Raw genomic sequence first — 21067 nt, 5'->3', positions numbered from 1 at the left:
GTCAGCTCCCCGTCGGGCGGACGAGGGCGGCCGCGGTGCGCAGCAGGATGCAGACGTCCTGCCACAGCGACCAGTTGTCGATGTACGCGTTGTCGAAGCGCGCCCGGTCCTCGATGGAGGTGTCGCCGCGCAGCCCGTGCACCTGGGCGAGCCCGGTGATGCCGGTCTGCATCCGGTGGCGGGCCGCGTAGCCGGGGTAGGTCTGGCTGAACTTGCCCACGAAGTAAGGGCGTTCGGGCCGCGGTCCGACCAGGCTCATATCGCCCCGCAGCACGTTCCACAGCTGGAGCAGCTCGTCCAGCGAGGTGCGGCGCAGGAAGCGGCAGAACCACGACATGCGCGCCTCGTCGGCGACGCTCCAGCGGGTGGCCGCCTCGTGCGCGTCGACCGGGCGGTGGGTGCGGAACTTCAGCAGGGTGAAGGGGCGCCCGTCCTTGCCGATGCGCTCCTGCCGGAAGACCACCCCGGGCCCGTCCGTCAGCCGCAGCACCACCGCGCAGAGCAGCAGCAGCGGGCTGATCAGCAGCAGCAGCGCGCCGGACACGGTCACGTCCAGGGCCCGCTTGCCCGCGCTGCCGCGGCGCCGGGTCGTGCCCAGGTCGAGGCGGCGGCAGGCGAACCCGGCGAGCTGGTCCCGGGTGGCGTACGCCGGGGAGTCCGCGTCGACCTCCCACACCGTGCACCCCGATCCGGCGAGCGCCCGCAGCAGCGGCGCCCGTTGGGACCGTACGGAGGGATGCACGGCGAGGACGTCACGGACGCCGTTCTGGATCAGCGCCCGCTCGACCTCCTCGCCGGTGGTCAGTACGGGCAGGCCCTCGGTGCCGTCCGGGTCGTCGGCGACGATGCCCACCGGCCGCACCCCGCACCGCGGGTGGCGCAGCACGCCGGCGGCCACGCGCTGCGCGGTGGCCGCCGGGCCGATGACGAGGGCGGCGCGCGGCCGGGCGAGCAGCGCGACGGCCCGGTGCCGGTGCACCAGCCCACGGGCCGCGCAGCCGGTCGCCGCGTGGAGCAGGAAGCCGAGTGCGAGGGTGCGCGCGGAGAGCGCCTGGCCCGGCGCGTACGCGGCGACCGCGGTCGCCAGCGCCAGCCAGGCCACCGCGGTCCGGCCGCAGACGGCGGGCAGTTCGTCCAGTACGCCGGTCGCGGTCCGGGCCGGCTGCGGGCGCAGCAGCAGCGCGGCGGCCACCAGCAGCGCGACCAGCAGCGGGCGGCGCTGGGCGCCGGTGAGCGCCAGGGCGCCCAGCAGCGCTGCGGCGGTGTCGGCGGCCAGCAGCGGTACGGGGGAGGCGGGCCGCGGGCGGGGTCTGCGGGCCGGGAAGCGGAAGCCGGGGGCCGAGCCGCGCGGCGGCATGAGGGAGACGGGTGAGGAGGGCAGGTCCCGTGGGTGCCCGCCGGGCTGGGGGACGGTGCTGTCGGCAGTCACGAGCGGATGGACTCCCTGTCCTCGGTGGGCACGCGGGGGGCCAGCAGGTCCTGGTAGACCTCCGCGACCGCCTCGGCCGTGTGCCGCGTGTCGTGCGTGGACCGGACGTGCCGGCGCCCCTGGTGGCCGAGGGACTCGCGCAGCAGCGGATCGCGCAGCAGTTCGGTGACGGCCGTGGCCAGCCGGGCGGGATCGCGCGGCGGCACCAGGCAGTGCGGTTCCAGCGAGGGCGGCAGGCTCTCCCGGGCGCCGTCCACATCGGTCACCACCACCGGACGCCCGCACGCCATCGCCTCCAGCGGGGCGAGCGCCATGCCCTCCCAGCGCGAGGGCAGGACGACGAGATCGGCGGCCTGGTACCAGGGGGCGGCGTCGGCGACGGCCCCCGCGAACAGCACCGACCCGGGCGCCCGGGCCCGCAGCGACCCGGCGTCGGGGCCGTCGCCGACCAGCACGAGCCGGGCCCCGGGCACCCGCTGTGCCACCGAGGCCCACGCCCGCAGCAGGACGTCCTGCCCCTTCTGCCGGCACAGCCGCCCCACGCACACCACCAGCGGCGCCCCGGGATCGACGTCCGGCAGCAGTCCGGCGCGTACGGTGCCGGCGGCGGCGGGGTGGAAGTGCTCGGGGTCGATGCCGTTGGGGATCACCGTGTACCGGCCGCGGATCCCGGCGCGTACCCCGGTCATCCGCTCCGCCTCGCTCACGCACACCACCCGCGAGGCCCAACGGGCGCCTCGGCGCTCCCAGTTGAGGGCGACGGCGGCCATGGCACCGCCGACGGCCTCGAACGACCAGGCGTGCGGCTGGAAGACGGTCGGGATCCGCCCGCGCACCGCGAGCCGTCCGGCGAGCCCGGCCTTGGCGCTGTGCGCGTGCACCAGATCGGGCCGGGTCTCCTCGATCACCTGTGCCAGACGCCGTACTTCTCGAACAAGCGTCGGGCCCGGCGCACGGGTTGCGGACCAGGCGCGCACGTCGGCGCCGAGCGCCACCAGGGCCGCGGTCAGCGGGCTGTCGGGGCAGGCGACCGTGACGTGCAGTCCGGTCGCGAGCTGGGCGCGTACCAGGTCCGTCACGACCCGGGCGACCCCGCCCTCCACGGGCTGGGTCAGATGGAGGACCCGAGGCGGAGGGTCGGTGGCTGACAGGTGCATTGCGCGGTTTCCTCGCTCACGGGTGTCGCGGGGGACGGGCGGGATCGCGCCTCAGCTCTGGGCGTCGACGGCGATGAAGCGCGCGCCGGCCCACACTGCGTCCCGCTGGGAAACGAGCCGGACGGCCCGCGGGTCACCGCCGGGGCGCGGTGGGGTGTTCGGTTCGAACACGGCGGAGTGGCGGCCGAGGGCGTGCGGGTACGCGGGCGTGCGCTCCGCCGGCGCCGCCCCGGGCTCCGTGGCGGGGGTGCGGACGCCCACCGCCGCGCGGCGTGGCAGCGGGCCCAGACAATGGCGCAACACCGGGATGCCCTTTCGGAAAAGCTGTGATGGGACGGTGCGATGGAGTGGCAATAGGGGCGCGTCGAGAGGCCCGCAACTCTAGTCGCTATCCGTATTAATCCGTCGAAAGCGGACAAGTGTGTCGGATTGGTGAAGCCGACTGTCGCCGAATCACTCCATTGGCGGCACAACCCCGGTGCGCGCCGCGCGTTGACACAGCGCCGGGCATCCCCGCCCGGGTGTTTGTGTCAACCCCCAAGGAGCACCTCTCCATGTCGCGTATCGCGAAGGGCCTGGTCCTGACGTCTGTTGCCGCCGCGGCCGTTGCGGGCGGCGCCGGCATCGCCGCCGCCGACGCCGGCGCCAACGGCGCCGCCGCCCACTCCCCGGGCGTGCTGTCGGGCAACGTCGCCCAGGTTCCGGTCCACGTCCCGGTCAACGTCTGCGGCAACACGATCAACGTGATCGGTCTGCTGAACCCGGCGTTCGGCAACACCTGCGTCAACGACTGACGTCGTCGCGAGACCCTGACCGGCCGCCCTTCCGTGGATCCGCCACGGCGGGGCGGCTGGTTCGCGTTGCCCCGAACGGGGCATTCCGGCACCGACGTGCACGGGCCGCCTTGTCGTGCTCTCACCAGGCATGACGCCGCCCGTACGGCGTACGGGTGGTTACCGGGGGCGCTCGAACGGTTGCAGAGCGCTGGGGGCGCTTTCACGGTGGGCGCAAGAGAGAAGCACCACCGAAAGGAACACCCATGCGTGCTCTGCCCGCACGGCGTATCGCGTCCTCCGCGCTGTGCGCCACCCTCCTGCTCGGGATCGCCGGTCCGGCCGCGATGGCCGCCGACGACTCCGCCCATGAGCGCACCCATGCGGCGTCCCACGCGCCCGTCCCCGGCGCGGAAGCGCTTCTCGGCCAGGTCGAGTCCCTGAGCGACATCGGTGGTGTGCTCACGCCGGTGACCGACCTGCTGAACAACGTGCTCAAGGCCGACGACGGCCAACTGTCCGCCGCGGAGGCCGAGAAGCTCGGCACGATCGCGAAGGACGCCATCGCCATGGTCGCGTCCGCCGTCCCGGCCGCGCAGGTCCCGGCGGCCCCGGCCACCCCCACCGCCCCGGCCGCCCCGGCCGCCCCGGCCGCCCCGACGGCGCCGAACACCGCCGCCGCGCCGAGCACCCCCGCCGCGCCCGCCACCCCGGCCGCGTCCGCGCTGCCCGTCGCGCCGAGCCTGCCCGCCGCGCCGCCGACGCTCAGCACGAGCGACGACTCCAAGGTGCCGCCCACGCAGGCTCCCGGCGACCTCGTCAAAGACGCCCTCGCCGTCCTGCAGAAGGGCGTCGACGAGCTGCTCGGCGCCGTCACCGCCGGCGACGTCACCAAGGTGACCTCGGCCGTCACCGGGCTGGTGAAGGATCTGGTCAACATGCTCGCCGCCACCTCACTCGGCGGCAAGCTGCCCGCCCCGGACCTGGCCGGCCTGCCGCAACTGCCGAGCGCGCCCGCCGCACCGGCCGCTCCAGCCGCTCCAGCCGCTCCAGCCGCTCCAGCCGCTCCGACGCTCGCCCCGTAGCACACGGCGAAGCCGCAAAAGCCGTTGTGCCGGGCGATTTGACCGGCGCAACGGCTTTCTGAATTTCCCTCCGTCTTTCTTGGATCTCATATGAGGATGCGGGCCCGGGGTTTCCGGTCCGGCACCAGGTCGTTAGGCACGGCGGCAGAATTCCTCGTGGCGACTGTGAGTTGCCGAAGAAAGGAACACGATGAAGTCCCTGAAGGCCGCCGCTGTCGTAGCCGGTTCCCTGGTCGTCGCCGGTGCCGCCGGGCCCGCGTTCGCCCACAACACCGCCGACCTCACGCCCACCAGCCTCAACGGCGCCTGGAACACGCTCACCAGTGGCCGCCTGACGCCCGCCGACGCGATGCCGCTGCAGCACCAGTCGAACGCGCTCGACACCGAGAACAAGGACTCCCTGCTCAGCACCGTGAAGGGCGCCACCACCACGCTGAACCAGAGCGGACTCCTCGGCGGGCTTCCCACGCAGGGCTGAATTCCGCAATTCCGCACCGCGGCAGCCGATTTCGGGACGGACGGAATCGGCCCTCGGTGTGTGTGCCGCCGCGGCGCCGGGACCTGTTCGAGGCACGGGTAACTCGTTCGTGTGGACAGCAGGCGGGGCGTCGCCCGGTCGGGTGAGAAGCGTTCCGAAGCCGTTCCGGTGCGTCGATAGGGTCGCGCGGTGACCTCAACCTCAAGGGAAGACCGCGCTTTCCGCGCCGCTGACCTCGGCACGCTCGTCGTCATGGCCTGGAGCGGCGAGGCCCCCGGCGGCGACATGCCCTATCTGCTCGCCTATACGCTCGGCGACGGTGCCGGGGGGCCGGAGGGCTCGGTCGACGCCGTGGCGGCGCTGCTGGAGAACAACGGTCTCCCGGTCGGCGGGGACCTCGTCGACGGAGCGACCCGGCCCGGCCTCCCGGTCAGCCTGCTCGTCGAGGGCGGTCAGGCCGTCGTCAGCATGCCCGGCTTCGACGCCCGGTGCGTGCCGCCCCCGGAGTGGCTGGAGGCCGTCGCCGAACGTGGCTTCGCCTACTTCGTGTTCACCACCCGCCCCTGGCCCGGGGCCGAGCCGGGCAAGCCGATCGCGCCGGAGGCGCTGGCCGAGTTCGTCGGCGCCGACGAGACCCTGAACGCCGCCGCGCACATCGTGCTCCCGGCCCGCACCCCACGCTGATGGCCACGGCCGCGGGACCGACCGCGCGGACCGTGGGCGCGGGGCGGGGGTTCGCCCTGCTGCTGGTGCTCACCGGCGCCGCCGGGCTGCTGGCCTCCTGGGTCATCACCCTCGACAAGTTCAAGCTGCTGGAGGACCCGGACTTCACCCCGGGATGCAGCCTCAACCCGGTGGTGTCCTGCGGCAGCGTGATGGAGAGCGACCAGGCCGAGGCCTTCGGGTTCCCCAACCCCATGCTGGGCCTGGTCGCCTACGCCGTCGTCGGCTGCGTCGGCGTCGGTCTGCTGGCCGGGGCCCGGTTCCCGCGCTGGTACTGGCTCACCCTCGCCGCGGGCTGCCTGTTCGGCGTCGGGTTCGTGTCCTGGCTCCAGTTCGAGTCGTTGTACCGGATCAACGCGCTGTGCCTGTGGTGCTGTCTGGCGTGGATCGCCACGATCGTCCTCTTCTGGTACGTCGTGTCGCTGGTCGTGCGCGAGCGGCTGCTGCCCGCGCCGGGCTGGGCGGTCGCCTTGTTCGCCGAGTTCACCTGGGTACTCGTGGTGGTGCACCTCGGTGTGATCGGGATGCTGATCCTGACCCGCTGGTGGGACTTCTGGACGAGCTGACGAGACGTAGGTCGTACTACTGCGGCGATCGGGCGAATTGTGCGCTGGAGGTGAACCCGGAGTCGTTGTGCGGTACGGACGTCGATCCACCGAACCCCTGGAAGGGACCGTAGCTGAGATGAAGTCGACCACCCGAGGAACCCTTGCCGCCGTCGTGACGGGACTCGCGGCCGCGGTATCCGGCGCCGCGCCCGCTGCCGCGGTCGGCACGGTCCCCGTCCCGGTGCCGCTGGGCGGCGTGGAGAAGTCCTTCAACATCGAACTGCCCCAGGTCGGCGCCGAGATCCCCGTGCCGGTGCCGGGTTCCCCCGACGGCCCGCGGTACGTCGAGGGTCGGCTCATCCCCGAGCGGGTCATCCCGCAGCTGCCGGTCAGCGGCGGCCTGCCGGGCGCCGACATGCGTGCCCCGCTGCCGCACATCCTCGGCGACGACTTCGACCACGTCGCCCTGGACGCCCCGGCCTCCGACCTGCGCACCATGGCGCCGGGCCTGACCCTGGACGCCCCGCTCACCCCGCCGAACCCGAAGGCCTTCGGCCTGCCGGAGCCCAAGCTGCCGCAGGCGGGCGTGCTGACCCCGGTCCTCCAGACCGTGCCGGCTGCCGCCCTGGTGACGGGCCCCGGCCTGTAACCGCCCTTCACGAGGGCCCGGGGCGCACACCGCCGACCGGGCCCTTCGGCGTTCTGGGGGCTCGGGGGAGGTGGGGGTGGAAGTGGTGATGGCTGCTCCGGGTTTCCGGGGCGTACGCGGTGACCGGGCGGGCCGGGTGGCGGTTACCGCTGTGACAAGCGAACCGGATGAGGAGCGCACGATGGTCGTCGACGTCGGCACAGTGGCAGCGGCAGCAGCAGTGGCAGGGGATGCGGAGCCCGGAGCGCGGGGCACGGCGAGACCCGGTGGGCGGCGGGACCTGCTGCGCGGTCTGTTCGCGGCGGTGGGCGCCCTGACGCTGGCGCCCGTCGTCGCGGCCTCCCGGCCGCAGGCCCCCGCTCAGGGCTGGGACCACCCCGGGGAGCTCGCCTTCGACGAGACCTACCGCGGCCGCCACATCCGCGGCATCCGGACCTCGGCGGCCCACACCTCCGGCGCCGCGCAGTGGTACGTCACCGTCGACGGCGTACGCCTGCATCTGATGCGCCGGGCCGACGGCACCTGGCTGAGCATGATCGACCACTACCGCTCGTACGAGACCCCCCTGGACGCGGCCCGCGCGGCGGTCGACGAACTGGGGCCGGGGGAGCGGCTGCGGGACGAGGAGACGGACTCGGGGGACCACCATGGCGTACACGCGTAGGGACGTCAGCACGCTGACCCGGACCGAGCGGCGGCGGCTGGTGAAGGCGCTGCTGGAGCTCAAACGCCGGGGCGAGTACGACGAGTTCGTGCGGATGCACATCGAGTACTACGTCTCCGACGGCGACGGCGGACTGCGTACGGCCCATATGACGCCGTCCTTCCTGCCCTGGCACCGGCAGTTCCTGCTGGACCTGGAGCGGGCGCTGCGGCGGGTGGACTCCTCGGTGACGCTGCCGTACTGGGACTGGACGAAGGACCGTACGGCGGCCTCCGCGCCCTGGACCGCGGACCTGCTCGGCGGCACCGGGCGGCGCTCGGACCGGCAGGTGATGACCGGGCCGTTCGCCTACGCGGAGGGCAACTGGATCCTCAGGGAGAACGTGACCGACGGCAGGTTCCTCACCCGGGACCTCGGCCGGGTGCGCGATCCGATCGCGCTGCCGACGAAGAGGGATCTGGAGTGGGCGCTGGCGGATCCGGTCTACGACGCGGCGCCGTGGGACTCGACCGTCCGCAAGGGTTTCCGCAACAAGCTGGAGGGCTGGGGCGAGGGGCGGGGACCGGTGGCCTGGCGCAACCACAACCGGGTGCACCGCTGGGTCGGCGGTGACATGGTCGGCGGCGCCTCCGTCAACGACCCGGTGTTCTGGATGCACCACGCCTTCGTCGACCTGTGCTGGACGCGCTGGCAGCGGCGGCACCGGGTGCACCGCTATCTGCCGGCCGAGCCGCCCAGGATCGGCGACGAGCAGCGGGGGCGGGTCGTGGCCCGGCACCAGAAGCTGCCGCCGTGGGACGTGACGCCGGACCGGCTGGAGGACGTGAGCCACATCTACCGGTACGCGTGACAGGGGACAGGGGGCGGGGACGGAAGCAGGGACAGGGCAGAGCCCCGGCGCTCGGAGGTGCCGGGGCTCTGTTCCGTACGGGGACGTACGGGGGACGTACGGGCCGGACGGAGACGCGTGGGACGTCAGTTGCCGTAGCCGCCGTGGCCGTTGCCGTTGCCGCGGTCGTGACCGCCGCCGTTCTTGTGGTCCTTGTCGCCCTTGTTGACGCAGGTGTTGCCGAAGGCCGGGTTCAGCAGGCCGATCACGTCGACGGTGTTCCCGCACAGGTTGACCGGGACGTGGACGGGGACCTGGATGAGGTTGCCCGACAGGACGCCGGGCGAGTGGGCGGTGTGGCCGTTGGCGCCCGCGTCCGCCAGGGCCAGTCCGGCCCCGCCGACCACCATGGCACCGGTGCCGACGGCGACAGCGGCTGCCTTCGCGATGCGCGACATCACGTTCTCCTTTGACTCGGTGAGCCCGGGGGCAGGGTGCGCCACCGGACTCCCCGTTCAACGCCGGGGCCCACGGCTGGTCACGGTGGACCGGCGGAGATCACCCGGTTCCGTAACCCGTGCGGCGGTGTCCGGCCCGCCGCGCAGCACGGGAGCCGGCGAGGAAGGCCCGGTTGGCGGTTGGCACTATCGGATGGGGCGGTGACCGGCGCGCTGGGACCAGCGGACGGCGGTGATGCCCAGCGCGGCCACCAGGACCACGATGCCGATGACCAACAAGTAGCCCAACCCGTCCGCGGCCACTCCGATGATTCCCAGTACGACGGCGACCAGCAGGAGAAACAGCAAGAGGGCCATGGCGCGTACGCCTCCTAGGGCGGCTGGACGCGGACGGTCAGCGGCGGGCGAGTTTCCGCTCGCCGCCCGCGCCCGGCTGGTAAGGCATGTCGTAGTACTGGAAGATCGCTTCCTCCGACTCGGCGGGCAGGATGTCGTCCATGCCGACCGAGGGCGCCTTCTTCACCCGTGCCCTGGGGTAGGAGACCCTGACGTAGTCCGGGCCGAGGGTCGCCTCGTCGAGGGGGACGAAGGCCAGCTGGTGGCGGGTGGGGAGTCCGGTGCGGACCGTGGCCATGGCCGGTTCGTCGGTGGCGGTGTCGACGTAGACCGCTTCGAGTACGCCGATCTTGTGGCCCTTCGGGTCGACGACGCTGCGGTTGCGCCACTCGCGGATGTCGGCTGCGTGAATCATGGCTTGCCTCCGGGCCTGTGTTCTTCCAGGCTAACCGGGCATCTCCGCGCTGCGCCCCGCGTGCCGCGGCTTTCGGCCATGGTGGTCGGCGGGCATGCCGATGCGGCCTTCCGGCGTACTACGCTGTGGGGTGAGGCCCCAGTCCCCGGTGTCGATGCTGTGTCCAGCTCCCGGGAGGCCCACCGTGTTCGTCCTGCTCCTCGTCCTCGTCGCGGTCCTGTTCGGCCTCGGCTTTCTCAGTCCCCTCTGGTGGCTGGCCGCGGCGGTGTTGCTGTACGCCGCGACCCGGCACGGCCGCGATCGGGGCGGCGGCGATCGGGGCGGTGGCGATGGGGGCGGTGGCCAAAGCCGCGGCGGCCGTTCCGGTGCCGGGGACTACCAGGAGTACCAGGAGCGCCGGAGCCGCCAGGAACGCTGGGACCGCCGCTACAGCCGCCAGAACCGGGCGCGCTGGCGGCGCGAGGACCGCCGTGACCGCGGGCACCGCGGGTGAGCCGTGCCCGTCCTGCCGTCCGGGGTCCTGCCGCTCGTAGCCGACGCCGTGCGGGTCAGGATCCCAGGCCGGGGAGCGGTTCGGAACCGTCGATGAGGGTGCGGGCGACATCGGCCAGGCGCCGGTTGTGGGCACGTGCGTAACCGCGCAGCGCGGTGAACGCCTGCTCCATGTCGATGCCCTGGCGTTCGGCGAGCTTGCCCTTGGCCTGTTCGATCAGTACCCGGCTGTTCAGCGCCGTCTGCAGTTGTTCGTTGAGCACCGAGCTGCGCTCAGCGGTGCGTTGTTGCAGCACGCTGATGGTGGCGACGTCGGCCAGGGCCTGGGCGACGGGTGCGACGGCCGGGTCGAAGGGGCCGGAGGCGGTGCGGAAGAGGTTCAAGGCGCCGACGATCTCGTCCCGCAGACGCATCGGAAGGGCCTGGACCGCCCCGAACCCGCTGCGCTGGGCCGCCACCGCGAAGCGCGGCCAGCGGACGGTCGCCGTACCGAGGTCGGGGACGACCACCGCTGCGCCCGTGCGGAAGCACTCCAGGCAAGGACCCTCGTCGTTCTGCAGCTGGAACAGCTCCAGCAGGCGCACCCGTTCGTCGGAGGCGGCCATGACGCGGAGTTTGCCGTCCCGGTCGGCGAGCAGGACCCCGGCGGCGCTCGCGTCGAGCATGCCGACGCAGCGGTCGGTCAACAGGCGCAGGAAGTCGATGAGGTCGAAGTCGGCGACCAGGTTGTCGGCCAACTCGACGAAGGTCTTGGCCAGTAGCTTTTGATCCATCGTAGGCACCCTCGATAGAGATTGGTCCCCTGCCCGAAGGGGCGGGAAGTACGCACGTTTCCCGACCGGAACCGGGCGTCAGGCTCCCTCCCCGGCCCGATCCGGCTCCGCGTCCGGTGAGAAGCGGAGCCGTCGGGCCACCACGTCGGCGGCCACGTCCGCGAGCCGGCGTTCCCGCGCGTAGGCGTAGGCGCGCATCCGGACGAAGGCTTCTTCGATGCCGACTCCGAGCTGAACCGTGAGCATTCCGCTCGCCTGGTCGATCTCCGCCCGGTACGCGCCGAGATCCTCGAAGCCGTGGTCCGGCATCGGTACGCCGGCCGGCGCGCCCGCCTCGTCGATCCCCGTGTCGAGCAGCAGCAGCGTCGCGAGATCGGCGAACGCCAGGGCGTCGGCCAGCTCTTCCGCGTCCAGTACGGTCGGAACGCCCGCGTAGAGGTCCAGGACTCCCGGGCTGATCGCCCCTTTCTGCAGGGGGAGCGAGAACACCGCGCGGGCTCCCGCTTTCAGGGCCGCGCCGGCGAACACGGCCCACCGGTCGCGCAGTTCGGCGGTGAGCAGATCAGGGGCGAGGACGGCCGAGCCGCGTACGAAGGCGTCCACGCAGGGCCCTTCGCCCAGCGTGAGCTGGAGCTCTTCGAGTTGCTCGCTGATGGCGTCGGTGCTGCACAGCGGATGGCTCACCGTGGTTCTGGACATCGCCGACAGCCCGGCCCCGCCGACCGGCAGCGCGGCCACGACCGCGGTGCACACGTCCATCACCCTCACCGGTGCACCTCGTCGGACCGCCTGCTCGGCCACCAGCATCCGGATGCGGGCCGACCGTCTGTCACTGGCCACTCGGGCCACCGCCTGCCGCGTGGGTGACCAGGCCTTGCAGCCCCGCCGCGGGGGCGGAGGCATCGGTCCTGGGCACCGAGGCGGTGCCGAGCCCTGCCACCGGTCGGGCCGTCATCGCGTGTCGCTGGAGAGAGCAGACGCGGGCGGGGTGCCGCCGAGTGGGGGCGGCAGCCGGTCGGACGGAGGACCGAGGAGCAGGAACCCGCAGCCGACGAGGTCGACGATCCGGACCAGCGTGGCCGGCGGATGGTGCAGTCGCAGGGTTCCACCGGCGACGGCGGTCCGCTGTGCGGTGCAGAGGAACACGTTGAGTCCGCTGCAGTCGCAGAAGGTGACGGGGGAGAGGTCGACAGCGATGGTGCGGATACCGTCCCGCAGGCACTGCCCCAGGCACTCGCGCACCAACGGCGCGGAGTCGAGGTCGATCTCGCCGTACAGGGTGATCAACGCCTGTTCCCGGTGGCTGTGGCTGTGGCGGTGGACGGTGAGCTGTGAGAGGGGCATGACGCCTCGGTTCGGAAGCCAACCGGCAGCGGCCCGATGAGCCGGAGTTGCGGCACTCCGGGCGCGCTTGCGGCAGGGGCGTACGTGCGGCTGAGGCAGAGCGGCGACCGGTCCGACAGCCTGCGCGGCCGGACGGAGGACCCACCCCGTGCCCTCCAGGGAAGCGCCGGGCGGCGGACCAGGAGCCCGCACCCCGCAGCCATCCGTGTTCAGCAACAGTGTGCCGCCGGGGTCTGGGACGTCTCCCCGGCAGCGTAGTCCTCGCGGCGGGTGACGGACGGGTTCGAAGCAGCGTAATTCCGGGACGCGGATGGCGGGTTGTGCGGTTGGCGGCTCACTGGGGGGCGTGTTCAGCCGCACCTGCCGAGCTGAACGGCCCCCTGCCGGGCAGGGGGCCGTTCAGCGGATCGGCTGGTCACTTGTGGTGAGGAGTACGGCTGCGACGGCGCGGCGGGAACCGGCCGCGTCCCCCCTCGCGGTGGTCCCGCCGTTCTCCGGTGGGCGGCGACTCGGAGCGGTCCGGTCCCGAGGGCTGCGGGGTGCGGCGGCCATGGCGGTCGGGCCAAGGGTCGCTGTACCGGTGCACGGCGATTCTGTCGGCGTGCTGGAGGTTGAGCCGGTGGATCGCGTATGCGCCCGCCGCGATGAGCACCACGAGGGCTGCGGCTGTCAGGAAGGCGTTCATGGTGGCTACCTCACATACCGGTGATCAGCCGGCTGGCGCGCTGGAGCGGTCCGGTCTGCTCCGGCACGGCCGCGGACATCGCGGAGGCGCCGCCTTCGGCCTCCCACACCTCGTCCGGGTCCAGCGGGCCATCGGTCCTGTCGTGCGCGCTCAGCGGGCCATCGGTTCCGTCGTGCGCGCTCAGTGGGTCTTCGGCCCGGGGGCTGCCGTGCCGGGTCTCGTCCGCGGCGATGAGCGCGCTCGCGGTCAGCGGTGGGCCGTCGTGCTCGGACGCGGCGGCCATCAGCCGGGCCGCCGACTCCGCGTCGGTCTCGGGCGGGATGACCAGCAGGTCCCAGCGCCCGGTGCCGTAGGAGAGCAGCAGCAGTTTGTGCGGGTCGAGCTCCCGGGTGAACCAGCCGATCTTGACGATGTGACCGTCCACCGGAACCTTGCGGGGGATGACCGGCCAGTGCTCCGGGTTGACGGCGATTCGGGTGATACGGCCCCACAGGGGGTCCAACGTGTCGGTGAGCAGCGGTAGTTCGCTCAGCAGATCCCGCGAGCGGGGCCACCAGGCACCGTCCAGGAGTCCACGGGAGGTGCCGTCTGTCTTCCTGGGCTTCAGGGCGAGACGCGCGGCCGGGGCTGCGACGGGCTCGGGGTGCGGCAGAGGAGGAAGCAAGGTCGCCGACATGATGCGGACCTGTCTCCGGGCCGCGTCTACGGCGGCCCGGGTTTCATCTTTCACTGAGGACGACCCGGCGTGGAAGCCGGTGTGCGAAGTGCCCTCGGTAATGTCCATGTTACTCCGCGTTCCGCCCCAGCGGAGAGAAGTGGCCCCCTGAATATGCAGCCTCGCCGACCGACCATGGAGCGCGTGCACGGTCGTACGCCGTCCCGGCTCGCTCCGGCCCGCCTCCTCCCGGAGCATGCGGGGGTACGGTGGAGGGAGTGAGGGCCCCTTCGTGTGCCGGTCTCCGACCCGGCACCGTCCTCGCGACGTCCTCTGGGCAGCCCGTGACCCCGGCCGCGCCATTCGCATCCAGGCCGAGGAGCACGTATGCCACTCAGTCCCACCACGTCCACGCGGCTCACGCCGTCGGACCCCGCGCCGCCGCCTCAGGGCTATGACGGCACGTCCCCCTTCCCGTCGGACGGCCCGGCGCCCCCGCGCAGCGGCAGCGACCGGCTGTACGTCACGGTGACCGCGGCGATCGTCGTCCTTCCGTTCGTGGCGCTCGGTCTGGCCGGCCGGCTGCTGTGGGGGAGTCTCGTCCACCCCACCGACATCGTGCTCGCCCTCGTCCTCTGCACGATCACGGGTCTCGGTGTCACGGTCGGATTCCACCGCGGCCTCACGCACGGCGGCTAGAGCTGGCACCACCTGCACCACGCCCACCCCACCGGCGCGCGCCACGGTGTCGATCGCGGTCAGCTGGACCCCTCGGCCGCCGTCATCCGGCTCCTCGAACGCCTCGGCTGGGTGCACGACGTGCGCCGGCCGACCGAGGAGCGGGTCGCGGCCCGCCGCGCCTGACGTCCACCACCCCGTCCGTACACAGCAGTTGGCAGGAGCTTTCATGACCACCGCACTGCAACCCCCGCTTCCCTCCCACCCCCTCCTGCGGCTGCGTCTCGCGTCTCGCAGCACCATGCCGCGGCCCATCGACGGAGCATGGTGGCCGCGTTCGTACGACCTGCTCACCGAACTCCCCCGGTTGCTCGCCGGGTTGCCGCAGGCATGGGGCCACATCGCCAGCGCCACCGTCAACGGGACGACCTGGTCGGCGGTGCCCGGCCGGATGCTCGTCTCCAACCAGGCCGTGAGGCTGCACCGGACCCTCGGCGCATCCGCCGCGCACACCATCGTCCTGCTCTCGCCCGGCCGGGGACGCTGGGACCTGCTGGTCGTCCCTCCGGATACGACCGCGGAGGCGGCGGAACCGCTCATGGCGGCCGCGGCGAGCGGTCGCGTGTGACGGGCGCCTCCGCCGTCCCCGCGGCCGAGTCACACCGCCCGGCGAGCCGCTGACGCCGTCCGAGTGCGGAGAGGGCGGAGCGGCGGAGCGGGAGGAGAGGGAACCGGCTCCCTCGCCGCCGCCCCGGCGGGCCCGTTCCGCCGCCATGAGCGCGGTCGCGGTCCCCGGCGGCGAGCACATGGCCGACCGAGATGCCGACCTCGCGGTGTGGCTGAACGCCGATCTGCCGGGCCCGTCGCGGCGAGCGGGCGCGAGGACGGCTCGGGCGATGACTTCTGCGCAGGGCCTGGCCCAGCAGCGATGCGGATCGCGCCGGGAACGAAAGTGACCAGGGTTTCCGCTGGGCGGAGGGTGTACTGCGCCCCCGGCAGGACTCGAACCTGCGGCCAAGCGCTTAGAAGGCGCTTGGCGCATGCCGAAGGACTCGGACGCTGACCTGCACAGACGGATGCACGGGACCGTCTTCAGGCTTCGGCTTCGACACGCATTCGACTGCGTCACCAGGGAAGGGTGCGCTTCACTGGTGCCGTGGAACTTGTCGAGGGGCCAACCGAGTGGAGCCCGAAGCTGCATGCTGCCGGCACCCAGTCCCGCATGCAGCGGTGCGCGTGGGGCTCTCCGTGCACACGCAAAGCGCGCTGGAGCGTGCGGGTTAAGGACAAGGGTGGCGACAGTTGGTGGGCTGTCTGCGAGGAGCACCGTGCGGCATCAGCGGTCTTGAACCCAGGCTCCCAGTGACTGACAGTCTGAACAGCCTCAACTGATCACCGGCGGCCGTGACCTGCGCCGCACTTTGTATCAACGCCCTGGCCTGCTACTGAGCTGTCGGCGGATGCCGACGTTGGTCAGCGCTGAGCGCCCTTCCACGGCCCGAGGACGGCCCGGGCGGGCGCTCGTGCGGGAGCACCGCATTAGGAGTTCGATCTACGCCCGCCTCTGGGCTCGTGGTCGGCTGGTCGGCGGTCGCACGGGGGTGCTGCTGTCTGCCGCTATCCGGGGTCGTTGAGGTCAGCCATGGATGTCAGACGGCGCTGGCATCCTGCGCCTGTGCGAATGACATGAGCCGACTTCTGGACGCTGATAGCGACCCTGAACGGCGAAGCCACGCAGGAGAGCTGCGAGCACCTTGCCGAGGAGCTGAGCCGCCGTTCCGTCCCCGACATAATCGGCTTTGCGGAACGACATGCCGAGGCTCTCTATCGCTTGGACCAAGAGAAGTTCGGGACGCTTCCCATCATCGACATGACGGGCCCGAACGGCACGCCCTTCCCGCAGTCGGCCGACTCGTTCCTGTACGCCCATTCCGCTGTCGTCGCCGCAGGGCAAGCCGCATGGGAAGGCGTCTTCTTCGACATCGACAAGTTCGCCCCGTACACCTCCACCGAGTGCGACGGGGAGTGGCTGCTGTACGTGCCGGATCAGGCCTACGCACTCGCTACCGGGAAGGGGTGGGACCGCTCGACCCGGTACTGCTCGAGAGCTTCTCCAACAAGGATGGCTGGCCGGACATGGCCAGCTGACGTGGACTACCGCTTGATGGGGATCTCGTAAACGATCTCGCAGTGCGCGGCGGGTACGACGATGTCCGCTGTCTCGACGGGGCGTCCTTCATCACTGTAGTACGTCCGCCGGATGTGAGTGACGAGCGCGGCCTTCTGGATGCCCAGTATTGAGGCCTCCTCGGCGGTGGCCTGCCTGGGTTTCGGCTGCTCCACGGCGTGGCTGACGGTGACCCCGATCGCGGCCATGCGGTTCACGACCCCGGCTCCCGCGTGGGGCCCTCCCTCGGGCAGCACGACGAGAGTGCCCGCGGTGAGGTCGTACGGTTCCCAGCTCGTCGACAGCTGCACCGGCCTGCCGTCGGCCAGGAACTCGTACGTCGTGCGGACGCACAGCTCGCCCTCGGCCATACCGAGACGCGCCGCGATCTCCGTTGGGGCCGGCACCTTGGCGTCGGTCCGGCTCTCCCAATCGCCCTGCCTGCCGACGGCCTTCATGTCCGCGCGAAACGGGGACCCGGCGGGTTGCTCACGCGCCGATGAGCGGACGACTCGTACCCGTTGCCGGGGCTCAGCAACGTAGGTGCCCGAACCTGCGCGGCCCTCAAGCACGCCTTGGGAGATCAGCAACTCCTGTGCCCGGCGGACCACGTTCTCACCTACGCCGCACTCCTGGCCGATCTGTGCGCGGGAGGGGAGACGGTCGCCCGGCTCCCAGACGTGCTCAGCGATGCGCCGCCGGAGCTCCTCGGCGATGCGGAGATAGGGCGGCTGCTCAGACATATGGAAAATCTAGTCCACTAGCTCTAATCTAGTTAACTAGCTTCACTCAAAGTGATCGCCGGTGACGGAGGCTGCCCTGTGCCCGCTTCGGGATTGACCGCGGAGGCCCTCGCCGCCCGGCTGTCCGCCCTTGGGCTCACCACGCGAGTGGAGGAACACCCCTGGCACACGTCGGTGAAGGCGGAGTTACCAAATTCGCTCTCCGCCGAGACCTGGCGGGAGGTCCTGGACGCGGTGGCTCTGGCCGACCGGTTCGGTCTCCTCGCCACCAGCATGAACGGCCGCACCCTCTGGGCGGCCGTACGCAGAACGGTCCCCTCGACGGGCGATGTCGGGGGACCGGGCCATCAGCGATAGGAGCTGATCAGCGTGCTCAACCGTATCCGCCGTGCCTTCTGCCTCACCAGGGTGCGGAACTCCTCCAGGGGCAGGCATCGCCGCCCCTTAACGCCCTCTACGCGTCCGGCGTCTCCTGCGGCCGCATCACCCGCACCCGTTGGCGCCCCGACCCTAATCCTGAGCCGGGCTGCCGCCGGAGCGTCGGGCCGCCCGTTGCTCACGGGGGAGGACATCGGGCTCGTCCGCCCGTACGTTCTGGCCTATGAGAGGCGTACCCGGACCCGCACGGTCATCGTCGCGCCCCACATGCCAGCTCATGCGTGGCCCCCGGCCCTGATGGGGGTCCGATAATGACCTCCGGCCAGAAGCCGCACCTCACGGACACCTCGTCCGTCCCCTACCGCTCGGCCGCCTGCCGGATCGGCACACACGCCGCCTGCGCGGAGCCTCACCCGGCGCCGGCACCGATCGACGTGCCAGTGATCTATGAGGTGTGCGACTGCAGGTGCCATTGGTCGGTCAGCCCGGCCGTGCCGGTGGGGGTGGCGTCGTGATCGCCCGGACTCCCGTCGGTGCACTGGTCGCCAGGGTCGAGATCACCGCGGCCACTGTCCAGCGAGGCGACATCATCCAACTCGGCGGTCGGGCGCGCCAGGTGAGAGACCTCTTCCAGCTTCCCCAGGGGGCGAAGCAACTGGTCTTCGACTCGGGCGAGTTGCTGACGATACACATGCGTACCCGGCTCATCGCCGTGCGGACGCTGAGAAGGCGGTGAGCAGTTTCGTGCCTCCCCGCCACCACGACGTCGCCGACGACCTACGGCAACAGATCACGACCGGCCGTCTCCAACTGGGCGAACGCCTGCCGTCCGAAACCGCTCTGGCCGAGCGATACGCGGTCAGTACGGTGACACTGCGCCACGCTCTCGCGGTACTTCAGGGCGAAGGGCTCCTTGAGAAGATCCACGGCAAGGGCAACTTCGTCCGCCGTCCCCTACGGAAGATCACGTACGTGGGCGGCTGGGGCACCCTGGACCCGTGGACCGCCGCTGCGCCGTCAGTGCGCGTCACGGTTCGCAGCGCCACGGTTCAGGCCCCCGCAGACCTGTCGGCGTTGCTGAGCGTCCCCTCGGGCAGCCCCCTCGCGGAGTTCTCCTGTCTCAGCCTCGAAGGGGAGTCACCGCGCGGGCTGGCCCGCATCTATATGCCGCCAGACCTGGCCCCGGCCGGAGTCCTCGACGATGACTTCGGCAGTAGCCGAGAGGCGGCCATACGCTTCGCCGTGCTCGCTCCGCCGCCGGCCGCCGTGCGGGAGACGGTGTGTGCTCGTCCCCCGACACCGGACGAGGCAACGGCCCTGCGCATCGGCTCCACGAGGGCCGTACTCGCGATCACGCGCCTCGCAACTGATGCCGCCGGCCGCGTCCTTGAAGCCGCGCTGCTGGCATTCCCGGGGGACGGCGTCGACGCCGTCTTCACCGCTCAACACGTGACCGACGAGAGGAAGACCCGGGGATGACAACGTCGAACGAACTGCGGCTTCTGCCGTGGGCGGGTCCGGAGGGCAAGCCCTGCTACCTGAGCACCGACGACCGGGACGGCTACATGTCCCGCCTGGCGGACAGCGTTGAAGCGGTCCAGCTTGGAACGGCAACTGAGCTCCTGGAGCAGGCATCGGAGGTACTCGGCGACCGGAACGCGAACCCGGCGGAAGTAGAGCGACTGGCGATAGAACTGACCGGAGCTCTCCGGGACGTCCTCCGAGTGGCTGCCAGCCGCGGTCATCTTTTGGCTGCTGGGGAGCCTCAAGGCGTTTGAGGGGCGGACTGGAACGACGCACCAACAGGTGCCAACCCTCCCGAGGGGGAGGGGACCCCGGAATGCACCTGGGCTCCCCTCCCCCTCGGGTTTGTACCGACCTCGGCCCAGGTTGCCTGGCCTCGGTCCCTTGTTGTCAGTGCCTGCGGCTATGGTGCGTCTGCCATCAAGGGCAATGTTCTGGGGAGGGGCGTTGGGGGCAACGACGGGACTCCTGGTGTACGCCGACGGCGACGTGCCGGGGTTGCTGCGACAAGTGGGAGCGGCGGACCTAGATCGGACGGTCACCACGATGCGGCGGCTCTACCCCGACTGCGAGATCGAAGAGTGCGAGGACTCGAAGCTCGGGGACGGTGTGTATCCCCCGAAGGGGACGGCATACGCAGCCAGTTGGCCAGGCCTGGATGTCATCGGCGATCAAAGGGTGATGATCGACGCCCCATCCCAGCTCCCGGTCCACCTCGTGGCGGCAAGCATCGGCCGACGGCTCGTCCTGCACGCCATGCACAGCGTCGTCGACTGGCTGGCGTTCGCCGTGTGGGAAGACGGACGTCTCGTCCGCTCTCTGAGCCTGTCCCCGGACAGCGGCATCATCGAGAATATCGGCGAACCGCTTCCCTTCGAACGGCCCTACTGGGCCGGAGACCGACCGGCCGACATCGTCCCCTGGCCCGGTGAGGAGGAAGAGCCGTACGCCTTGCCATTTCACCCACTGGACCTGGGCGAAGACGCGTTGCGGGCGCTCTGCGGGTTCATCCAGGAGGGCCGTCCCCAGCCCGACGACGTCGACGCAGACGCCATCAAGCTGTACGGATTCCACGTGCGGGATGCATACGGGCCTGATCCAGCAGAGCAGGAAGCGGAGCTGCGCAGAGCGGTGGAAGCCATGGATCCGCCGCGCTTCTACACACTGAGCCCTGATGGCTCACTGATTGAGCGCGACGGCCTTTAGCTCAGGACCTCTTCGACCCGAAGCAACTTGGGAGTGGGCTCTGCCTTGAGCTGGTGTGTCTCCACCTGTGCTGATAATCCGCACACGTCCGCACTCGTCCGTCGGCGCAGTTAGACACTCACCGGCCCGTCGCGGAACCGTGGATGGTGCGTTCGATGTCGTGTCATGTCGTGCACACAGCCGAGCCGAGATCAACCTCCTGTCTCCCCTGGGCAGGCTCCGCGTTGTTCGGAGTTGCCATGGGCTGCGTCGCCTGGTCGCTGACTGTCTGGGCGCGCGCATACTGCGACGCGGGTTACGACGCTGGCGGACGCTTCGAACTCAACTTTCTGCTCCCTCTTGTCGTGGGATGCGAAGCACTCATTGGACTCGTGGCGTGGGCCACCGGTCGACGCTTGGTGGTTCGCGCGCCAACGACCGTCCGCGTCCCACTGCCGACGCTGCTGGTGGTCGTGGCGACGGTGTCGTTGGCATGGTGGCTCTTCGCGACCCGAGGGACGCTGGACGGCTATCCCGGCGACTCTAGACTCTGCCCCGTGAGTAACGTCCCTCCACAGTGGCCTGACTGGATTCCCGTCTGACCAGCCACACCCGATCATCGGCGGTCATGCCCTGCCCAATCGATCAACTCTCTGGCCGCAAAAGACCCCGGACCATGATCGACCCAAGGACGATCCCCCGTACCCACGGCAGGATTCGAACCCGCGCACACGGCTCCGGAGGCCCTTTGAGTCTCAGCCAATGTGGCTGGTCAAGGCTGCGCAGGTGCTGGTTCGGGTGGGGTCCGGCCACAGATAGTCCACGAGGGCGTGACCACCGCCTTACGAGTTCGATCCGGCCCGCTTCGGTGTCGGCCGTCGACTGGCTCGAGGGCCGGA

The 21067-nt window shown here is 71.2% G+C and carries 29 protein-coding genes and 1 tRNA gene; 17 read left to right on the top strand and 13 right to left on the bottom strand.

The features are described from left to right. Nucleotide 1: 1 nt before the first annotated feature. From M8H82_RS29875 to M8H82_RS29865, 3 genes are read right to left on the bottom strand one after another with little or no spacing between them, the layout of a single operon-like run. On the bottom strand, nt 2-1429 hold the full coding sequence (locus tag M8H82_RS29875; protein ID WP_250078191.1) for a sugar transferase: 1428 nt from the start codon (nt 1427-1429) through the stop codon (nt 2-4). Continuing rightward, nucleotides 1426-2586, bottom strand: coding sequence for a glycosyltransferase family 4 protein (locus M8H82_RS29870; RefSeq protein ID WP_250078190.1), 1161 nt, complete (start codon nt 2584-2586; stop codon nt 1426-1428). The genes M8H82_RS29875 and M8H82_RS29870 overlap by 4 nt, the downstream gene beginning before the upstream one ends. A 51-nt stretch (nt 2587-2637) precedes the next feature. Continuing rightward, entirely contained in the window at nt 2638-2847 is a 210-nt protein-coding gene (locus tag M8H82_RS29865) for a hypothetical protein (RefSeq protein ID WP_250078189.1), read from the bottom strand. 293 nt (nt 2848-3140) lie between these two features. Between M8H82_RS29865 and chpG the strand changes: the two genes are divergently transcribed. From chpG to M8H82_RS29825, 8 genes are all read left to right on the top strand, one after another. After that, nucleotides 3141-3380 (top strand): chaplin ChpG, encoded by a 240-nt coding sequence (chpG, locus tag M8H82_RS29860; RefSeq protein ID WP_250078188.1) that lies wholly within the window; start codon nt 3141-3143, stop codon nt 3378-3380. Between the two features lie 245 nt (nt 3381-3625). Beyond that, entirely contained in the window at nt 3626-4444 is an 819-nt protein-coding gene (locus M8H82_RS29855; RefSeq protein WP_250078187.1) for a hypothetical protein, read from the top strand. Between the two features lie 190 nt (nt 4445-4634). Further along, nucleotides 4635-4922 carry a hypothetical protein gene (locus M8H82_RS29850; RefSeq protein WP_250078186.1) on the top strand — a complete coding sequence of 96 codons (288 nt, stop codon included), beginning with the start codon at nt 4635-4637 and terminating at the stop codon, nt 4920-4922. A 189-nt stretch (nt 4923-5111) separates the two neighbouring features. Next, complete coding sequence (locus tag M8H82_RS29845) at nt 5112-5606, top strand: DUF5949 family protein (RefSeq protein ID WP_250078185.1); 495 nt, start codon at nt 5112-5114, stop codon at nt 5604-5606. Further along, nucleotides 5606-6211 carry a vitamin K epoxide reductase family protein gene (locus M8H82_RS29840; RefSeq protein WP_250078184.1) on the top strand — a complete coding sequence of 202 codons (606 nt, stop codon included), beginning with the start codon at nt 5606-5608 and terminating at the stop codon, nt 6209-6211. The genes M8H82_RS29845 and M8H82_RS29840 overlap by 1 nt, the downstream gene beginning before the upstream one ends. Before the next feature lie 118 nt (nt 6212-6329). Beyond that, the gene (locus M8H82_RS29835; RefSeq protein ID WP_250078183.1) at nt 6330-6842 is read left to right on the top strand and encodes a hypothetical protein; all 513 of its coding nucleotides are present in this window, start codon (nt 6330-6332) and stop codon (nt 6840-6842) included. Nucleotides 6843-7023: 181 nt separating this feature from the next. Further along, nucleotides 7024-7506, top strand: a complete 483-nt coding sequence (locus M8H82_RS29830; RefSeq protein ID WP_250078182.1) for a tyrosinase cofactor — start codon at nt 7024-7026, stop codon at nt 7504-7506. Further along, a complete protein-coding gene (locus M8H82_RS29825; protein ID WP_250078181.1) occupies nt 7490-8356 on the top strand; it encodes a tyrosinase family protein in 867 nt (288 codons plus the stop codon). The genes M8H82_RS29830 and M8H82_RS29825 overlap by 17 nt, the downstream gene beginning before the upstream one ends. 125 nt (nt 8357-8481) lie before the next feature. Here the strand turns inward: M8H82_RS29825 and M8H82_RS29820 are convergent, their stop codons facing one another. From M8H82_RS29820 to M8H82_RS29810, 3 genes are all read right to left on the bottom strand, one after another. Next, nucleotides 8482-8793, bottom strand: a complete 312-nt coding sequence (locus tag M8H82_RS29820) for a chaplin (protein WP_250078180.1) — start codon at nt 8791-8793, stop codon at nt 8482-8484. 186 nt (nt 8794-8979) lie between these two features. Then, the gene (locus M8H82_RS29815; RefSeq protein ID WP_250078179.1) at nt 8980-9150 is read right to left on the bottom strand and encodes a hypothetical protein; all 171 of its coding nucleotides are present in this window, start codon (nt 9148-9150) and stop codon (nt 8980-8982) included. A 37-nt stretch (nt 9151-9187) separates the two neighbouring features. Continuing rightward, the gene (locus M8H82_RS29810) at nt 9188-9544 is read right to left on the bottom strand and encodes a PRC-barrel domain-containing protein (RefSeq protein WP_250078178.1); all 357 of its coding nucleotides are present in this window, start codon (nt 9542-9544) and stop codon (nt 9188-9190) included. 184 nt (nt 9545-9728) lie between these two features. Here M8H82_RS29810 and M8H82_RS29805 point away from each other — a divergent pair, with 184 nt between their 5' ends. Beyond that, on the top strand, nt 9729-10037 hold the full coding sequence (locus tag M8H82_RS29805) for a hypothetical protein (RefSeq protein ID WP_250078177.1): 309 nt from the start codon (nt 9729-9731) through the stop codon (nt 10035-10037). A 55-nt stretch (nt 10038-10092) separates the two neighbouring features. On the opposite strand, the gene M8H82_RS29800 is transcribed toward M8H82_RS29805, so the two are convergent. From M8H82_RS29800 to M8H82_RS29780, 5 genes are all read right to left on the bottom strand, one after another. Next, nucleotides 10093-10809, bottom strand: coding sequence for a GAF and ANTAR domain-containing protein (locus M8H82_RS29800; RefSeq protein WP_250078176.1), 717 nt, complete (start codon nt 10807-10809; stop codon nt 10093-10095). A gap of 78 nt (nt 10810-10887) precedes the next feature. After that, entirely contained in the window at nt 10888-11568 is a 681-nt protein-coding gene (locus M8H82_RS29795) for an ANTAR domain-containing protein (RefSeq protein ID WP_250078253.1), read from the bottom strand. Between the two features lie 192 nt (nt 11569-11760). Continuing rightward, complete coding sequence (locus tag M8H82_RS29790; protein ID WP_250078175.1) at nt 11761-12153, bottom strand: STAS domain-containing protein; 393 nt, start codon at nt 12151-12153, stop codon at nt 11761-11763. Between the two features lie 415 nt (nt 12154-12568). Then, nucleotides 12569-12838: a hypothetical protein gene (locus M8H82_RS29785; protein WP_250078174.1), complete on the bottom strand. Its 270-nt coding sequence runs from the start codon at nt 12836-12838 to the stop codon at nt 12569-12571. Between the two features lie 10 nt (nt 12839-12848). Next, nucleotides 12849-13622, bottom strand: a complete 774-nt coding sequence (locus M8H82_RS29780) for a DUF5994 family protein (protein WP_250078173.1) — start codon at nt 13620-13622, stop codon at nt 12849-12851. 258 nt (nt 13623-13880) lie between these two features. Between M8H82_RS29780 and M8H82_RS29775 the strand changes: the two genes are divergently transcribed. Continuing rightward, the gene (locus M8H82_RS29775; protein WP_250078257.1) at nt 13881-14192 is read left to right on the top strand and encodes a hypothetical protein; all 312 of its coding nucleotides are present in this window, start codon (nt 13881-13883) and stop codon (nt 14190-14192) included. 208 nt (nt 14193-14400) lie between these two features. Next, nucleotides 14401-14799, top strand: a complete 399-nt coding sequence (locus M8H82_RS29765; protein WP_250078172.1) for a DUF5994 family protein — start codon at nt 14401-14403, stop codon at nt 14797-14799. A 359-nt stretch (nt 14800-15158) separates the two neighbouring features. Here the strand turns inward: M8H82_RS29765 and M8H82_RS29760 are convergent. Further along, nucleotides 15159-15251: transfer RNA gene (locus M8H82_RS29760), tRNA-Arg, on the bottom strand. 625 nt (nt 15252-15876) lie between these two features. Between M8H82_RS29760 and M8H82_RS29755 the strand changes: the two genes are divergently transcribed. Continuing rightward, nucleotides 15877-16350: a DUF4240 domain-containing protein gene (locus M8H82_RS29755; RefSeq protein ID WP_308293292.1), complete on the top strand. Its 474-nt coding sequence runs from the start codon at nt 15877-15879 to the stop codon at nt 16348-16350. On the opposite strand, the gene M8H82_RS29750 is transcribed toward M8H82_RS29755, so the two are convergent. After that, complete coding sequence (locus tag M8H82_RS29750; RefSeq protein WP_250078171.1) at nt 16326-17081, bottom strand: GntR family transcriptional regulator; 756 nt, start codon at nt 17079-17081, stop codon at nt 16326-16328. The genes M8H82_RS29755 and M8H82_RS29750 overlap by 25 nt on opposite strands. A gap of 78 nt (nt 17082-17159) precedes the next feature. On the opposite strand from M8H82_RS29750, the gene M8H82_RS29745 reads away from it, so the two are divergent. The 5 genes from M8H82_RS29745 (at nt 17160) to M8H82_RS29725 (ending at nt 20189) form a co-directional block, all read left to right on the top strand. Beyond that, nucleotides 17160-17438 (top strand): hypothetical protein, encoded by a 279-nt coding sequence (locus M8H82_RS29745; protein ID WP_250078170.1) that lies wholly within the window; start codon nt 17160-17162, stop codon nt 17436-17438. A 532-nt stretch (nt 17439-17970) separates the two neighbouring features. Beyond that, the gene (locus tag M8H82_RS29740; RefSeq protein ID WP_250078169.1) at nt 17971-18195 is read left to right on the top strand and encodes a hypothetical protein; all 225 of its coding nucleotides are present in this window, start codon (nt 17971-17973) and stop codon (nt 18193-18195) included. Beyond that, complete coding sequence (locus tag M8H82_RS29735; protein WP_250078168.1) at nt 18192-18938, top strand: GntR family transcriptional regulator; 747 nt, start codon at nt 18192-18194, stop codon at nt 18936-18938. The genes M8H82_RS29740 and M8H82_RS29735 overlap by 4 nt, the downstream gene beginning before the upstream one ends. Further along, nucleotides 18935-19237, top strand: a complete 303-nt coding sequence (locus M8H82_RS29730) for a hypothetical protein (protein ID WP_250078167.1) — start codon at nt 18935-18937, stop codon at nt 19235-19237. Before M8H82_RS29735 ends, M8H82_RS29730 begins: the two co-directional genes overlap by 4 nt. 193 nt (nt 19238-19430) lie before the next feature. After that, nucleotides 19431-20189 carry a hypothetical protein gene (locus tag M8H82_RS29725; RefSeq protein WP_250078166.1) on the top strand — a complete coding sequence of 253 codons (759 nt, stop codon included), beginning with the start codon at nt 19431-19433 and terminating at the stop codon, nt 20187-20189. Nucleotides 20190-21067: the final 878 nt, after the last annotated feature.

The organism is Streptomyces sp. YS415, assembly GCF_023544665.1.
Classification (GTDB): domain Bacteria; phylum Actinomycetota; class Actinomycetes; order Streptomycetales; family Streptomycetaceae; genus Streptomyces.
This window is presented reverse-complemented; position numbering and strand designations above follow the sequence as displayed.